This window comes from Nocardioides sp., from assembly GCF_025964975.1.
Taxonomy (GTDB): domain Bacteria; phylum Actinomycetota; class Actinomycetes; order Propionibacteriales; family Nocardioidaceae; genus Nocardioides.
This window is the reverse complement of the sequence record NZ_JAOPXV010000012.1, coordinates 1-3,528: the sequence shown is the minus strand read 5'-3', so window position 1 is coordinate 3,528 and position 3,528 is coordinate 1. Positions and strand designations below refer to the sequence as shown.

At 66.9% G+C, this 3,528-nt stretch carries 3 protein-coding genes and 2 pseudogenes; all 5 read left to right on the top strand.

Features of this window, described 5'->3' with window-relative positions; translation table 11 throughout:
- A pseudogene (locus JWN68_RS00970) lies at positions 1-172 on the top strand (transposase); the annotation flags it as partial.
- 359 nt (positions 173-531) lie between these two features.
- A complete protein-coding gene (locus JWN68_RS00965) occupies positions 532-687 on the top strand; it encodes a hypothetical protein (protein ID WP_297733341.1) in 156 nt (51 codons plus the stop codon).
- Between the two features lie 685 nt (positions 688-1,372).
- Positions 1,373-2,302 carry an ATP-binding cassette domain-containing protein gene (locus JWN68_RS00960; RefSeq protein WP_297733339.1) on the top strand — a complete coding sequence of 310 codons (930 nt, stop codon included), beginning with the start codon at positions 1,373-1,375 and terminating at the stop codon, positions 2,300-2,302.
- Positions 2,299-3,174, top strand: a complete 876-nt coding sequence (locus JWN68_RS00955; RefSeq protein WP_297733338.1) for an ABC transporter permease — start codon at positions 2,299-2,301, stop codon at positions 3,172-3,174. Before JWN68_RS00960 ends, JWN68_RS00955 begins: the two co-directional genes overlap by 4 nt.
- Before the next feature lie 14 nt (positions 3,175-3,188).
- Positions 3,189-3,528, top strand: a pseudogene (locus JWN68_RS00950) (hypothetical protein); the annotation flags it as partial.

Sequence of the window (3,528 nt, the reverse complement as noted above, 5' to 3'; positions counted from 1 at the left end):
CTGGTTGGCGTTCTTCCGCGACCTCACCGCCCGCGACCTGAGCGGAGTCAAGCTCGTCACCAGCGACGCTCACGGCGGACTGACCGCGGCGATCGCCGCGACCCTGGCCGGTGCTGCGTGGCAACGGTGCCGGACCCACTACGCCGCGCACCCGATGTCCGCGACCCCGAAGCTCTTCCTCAACCATCACACGATCGAGCCGCTGGCAGATGTCTTCGGCATGGGCAGCACGCCGTTCCGCACTCTTACGTGCGAGTTCCGGCGCCGTGTGACCGAGGAAGCAGCCGCAGCCGAAGTCACCCTGATCCTGACCATGGTGTGGAACCTCGGAGGCGTCGAAGACGCCCGGTGGGTGGAGCAACTGGTAGAGCTTTACGCCAACGCGGGACTGCCAATCTCGTTGTTGAACTCGCGGCCGACCTAGAGACCCGGTTGGGGCGGAATCGCGGCGAAGACCGTCTCCTCGCCAAGCCGTCGAAGCGGAACCTCCCCTGGTCCCATGCACACCTGCACGAGCGGGAGGGGTGGGCAATGAACACCGACCCGACGGTGCCGCTGGCCGCCGATGGTCTTCTCGCCGCGCATCGGCACCTCGAGCTCGACAACGGTCAGCCCGACCCCCAGGCGGCCGCTGATCGAATCGTTGCTTGGCACTCTGCCACTGATTGGCACGACGTGAAGGCGTAGCAGTCGTCGCCCGGTGAGCCGGACGTCCCGACATTCCAACCGGCCTCGGGACGCTCGACAACGAGTCGGACAGCGCATCCCGTGGCCCGCCCTCGGCGCAACGGGATCGCGTTTCGGAGCGGTCGTCCCGCATCTGACACCTCGCCGGGACGTCGGCTCCCTCGACCGTCGAGCATGACCATCGCTCGCGAGCCGTTGCTCACAAGAGAGATGGAGCGGCCGCGTGAACTCTCCAGCCACGTGGTCATCGTGCCGTGGGAGATTCGTCGCTCGATCGTCTCCGCAATGAGTTTGCTTCGACTGGCCCCGGTTGATCCGAGAGGTACCACTGTTCCTGCACCTCAGCAGGCTACTCACACATGGTCGCGCATGCCGCGGTGAGCTCGATTGACCCGGTCAACGATCGGCTCGCGGAGCGTGCCAGTGCGGGATCGGCTCGCGGCACGGAACAGACCCGAGCCGCGAGCCGCGGGGGCGCGCCGCGATTGACAGTCGCACGCGCGAAGTGGGCGCAGTCGGAACCTATCGCCTGGCAGGACCTGTCGGTCCCGTGACCCTCAGTGCCGACGAATCGAGGCGTCTGGGCAAGGTCCACGTAGCGTCGGATGCCGCTGTCATGTTTCCTTCACGTTGGGCCCGTAGCGTCCGAGACATGAACGGCTTTCTGGCAGTCGACGCTCAGGGTGTGACCAAGACTTACGGGTCGGTCCGTGCCGTGGACGACATCTCCGTACGCGTGGCAGCGGGTGAGGTTTATGGCGTCCTTGGACCTAACGGTGCCGGCAAGACGACGTTTCTGCGGATGCTTCTCGGGCTGATCCGTCCGGACACCGGCACCATCCGGATGTTTGGTAAGACGTGGGAGGACTCCGGCGTCGGGGTGCTCGATGGAGTCGCGGGCTTCATTGAGAGCCCGCGCTTTTACCCTTACCTCACCGGCCGGGCGAACCTCGAGGGCCTAGCGCTGCTGGACGGAGGTACGCCGACCGGCCTGCTCGAGGAGGTGCTGGACGTCGTGGAGATGTCCGATCGCGCCGACCAGAAGGTGGGCGGCTACTCCTACGGCATGCGTCAACGCCTCGGCGTGGCGGCCAGTCTCCTGCGCGAACCGCGGTTGCTCATCCTCGACGAACCCGCCAACGGACTCGACCCTGCAGGCATCCGCGACATGCGCGCGTTAGTGAAGCGGCTCTCTGGTCGCGGCCTCACAGTGCTCCTCAGCTCTCACGATATGGAGGAGGTCGAGGAGATCTGCGACAACGTCACGATTATGACCCGTGGCACCGTTGCCTTCCACGGCACCATCGCCCATCTCCGGACGATGGCCCCCGATCCCGGCCACGTGCTGGCCACAACTGACGACGTACGGGCACTCAGGCTGGCCGAGGACCAAGTCGGCATCACTGTGGCACGCGATCCCGGTGCCGCGCTCGTCGTGACCGGCCCGCCGCCCGAGGTGTCGTCCTACGTCGGCTCCTTGGTGCGCGCCGACATCGGCCTGCTCGCCTTCACCCCGACCCGGACCCCGCTGGAGGCCCTGTTCTTCATGCTCACCGACGACGCCACTCATCAGTTCCTGGACCGCTCCGCACAGCCGCAGGACGCGCTCCGATGACAACCATCCAGACGACCTCCGCCAGCACGATCAGACATGACCACGTCGCCCGTCGCCGTCCCGGGCTTCTCGCGGCGCTGCGGTGGGAGCTGCGCAAGCTGCGAGCGCAGTACCGCGCTCGCGTCGTCCTCCTCATCGCTGTCCTGGCCCCGGTGTTCATTGTCGTGGTCATTCAGGGGCAGTCTCGCCCACCGAAGGACACCCTGTTCGGCCGCTTCGCGATCGACAACGGGTTCGCCCTGTCGCTGCTCGTGCTCGGCTTCGCCTCACAGTGGGTGCTGCCTCTGCTGACAGCCATCGTGGCCGGCGACGTTTTTGCCAGCGAGGACCAGCACGGCACCTGGAAGACCGTGCTGACCCGCTCGACGAGCCGGAGCCGTCTTTTCTGGGCCAAGACCGTCACCGCCTGCGGCTTTGCCACGCTCGTGCTCGTTCTGCTCGCGGTGTCCACGGTCGCGTCGAGCTGGGTGATCGTCGGGCACCAACCGCTGATCGGGCTGTCCGGCCAGTCGATCCCTGCCGGTCATGCTCTGCAGCTGGTGGCCGCGAGCTGGGCGCTGATGCTTCCTCCGATACTCGCGTTCACGTGCTTGGCCATCCTGCTTTCGGTGTGGTCGCGCAACCCCGCGGTCGGTATCGCCGCCCCCGTCGTCATCGGAATGGTCATGCAGCTGGTCGGCGCCCTCGGCGGTGTTGAGGCGATCCGCCCGTTCCTGGTGACCACGTCCTTCGAGACCTGGCACGGACTCCTCGCCGAACCACGCTTCTCCGGTCCCCTCGTTGAGGGCCTGCTCGTCAGCGCCGGCTGGTGCGTGGTCTCGCTCGCCGCCGCCTTCATCCTGTTCCGCCGTCGCGACATCACTGGAGGCTGAACACCATGCGCCGCATGATCTTCACCATCTTCATTGCTCTAGTCGCCGCCGTGGCCCTTGGCTCAGCGGTCGTGGCCGTCAGCCCTGGCAGCAGCGTCACCCGTGCCCGCCTCGAGCGGTCCCTCCCAGCCACGTTCGCCCACCTCTACGTCGAGAAGGCGCGCATCCTGGGCCGCGACGACCTCACCCCCGAGTCGCTGCACGCCGAGGCCATGTGTGACAAGCACGGGCCGGACGTGGCCGATGTCGGCCCCGGCGGCGACTGGGTCTGCCTTATCGGTTGGACCGACCCGGAGATGCCGCTGCCGCCCGAGGGCTACGGCAAGTTCGAGCTCAACGTGCACAGCAACGACT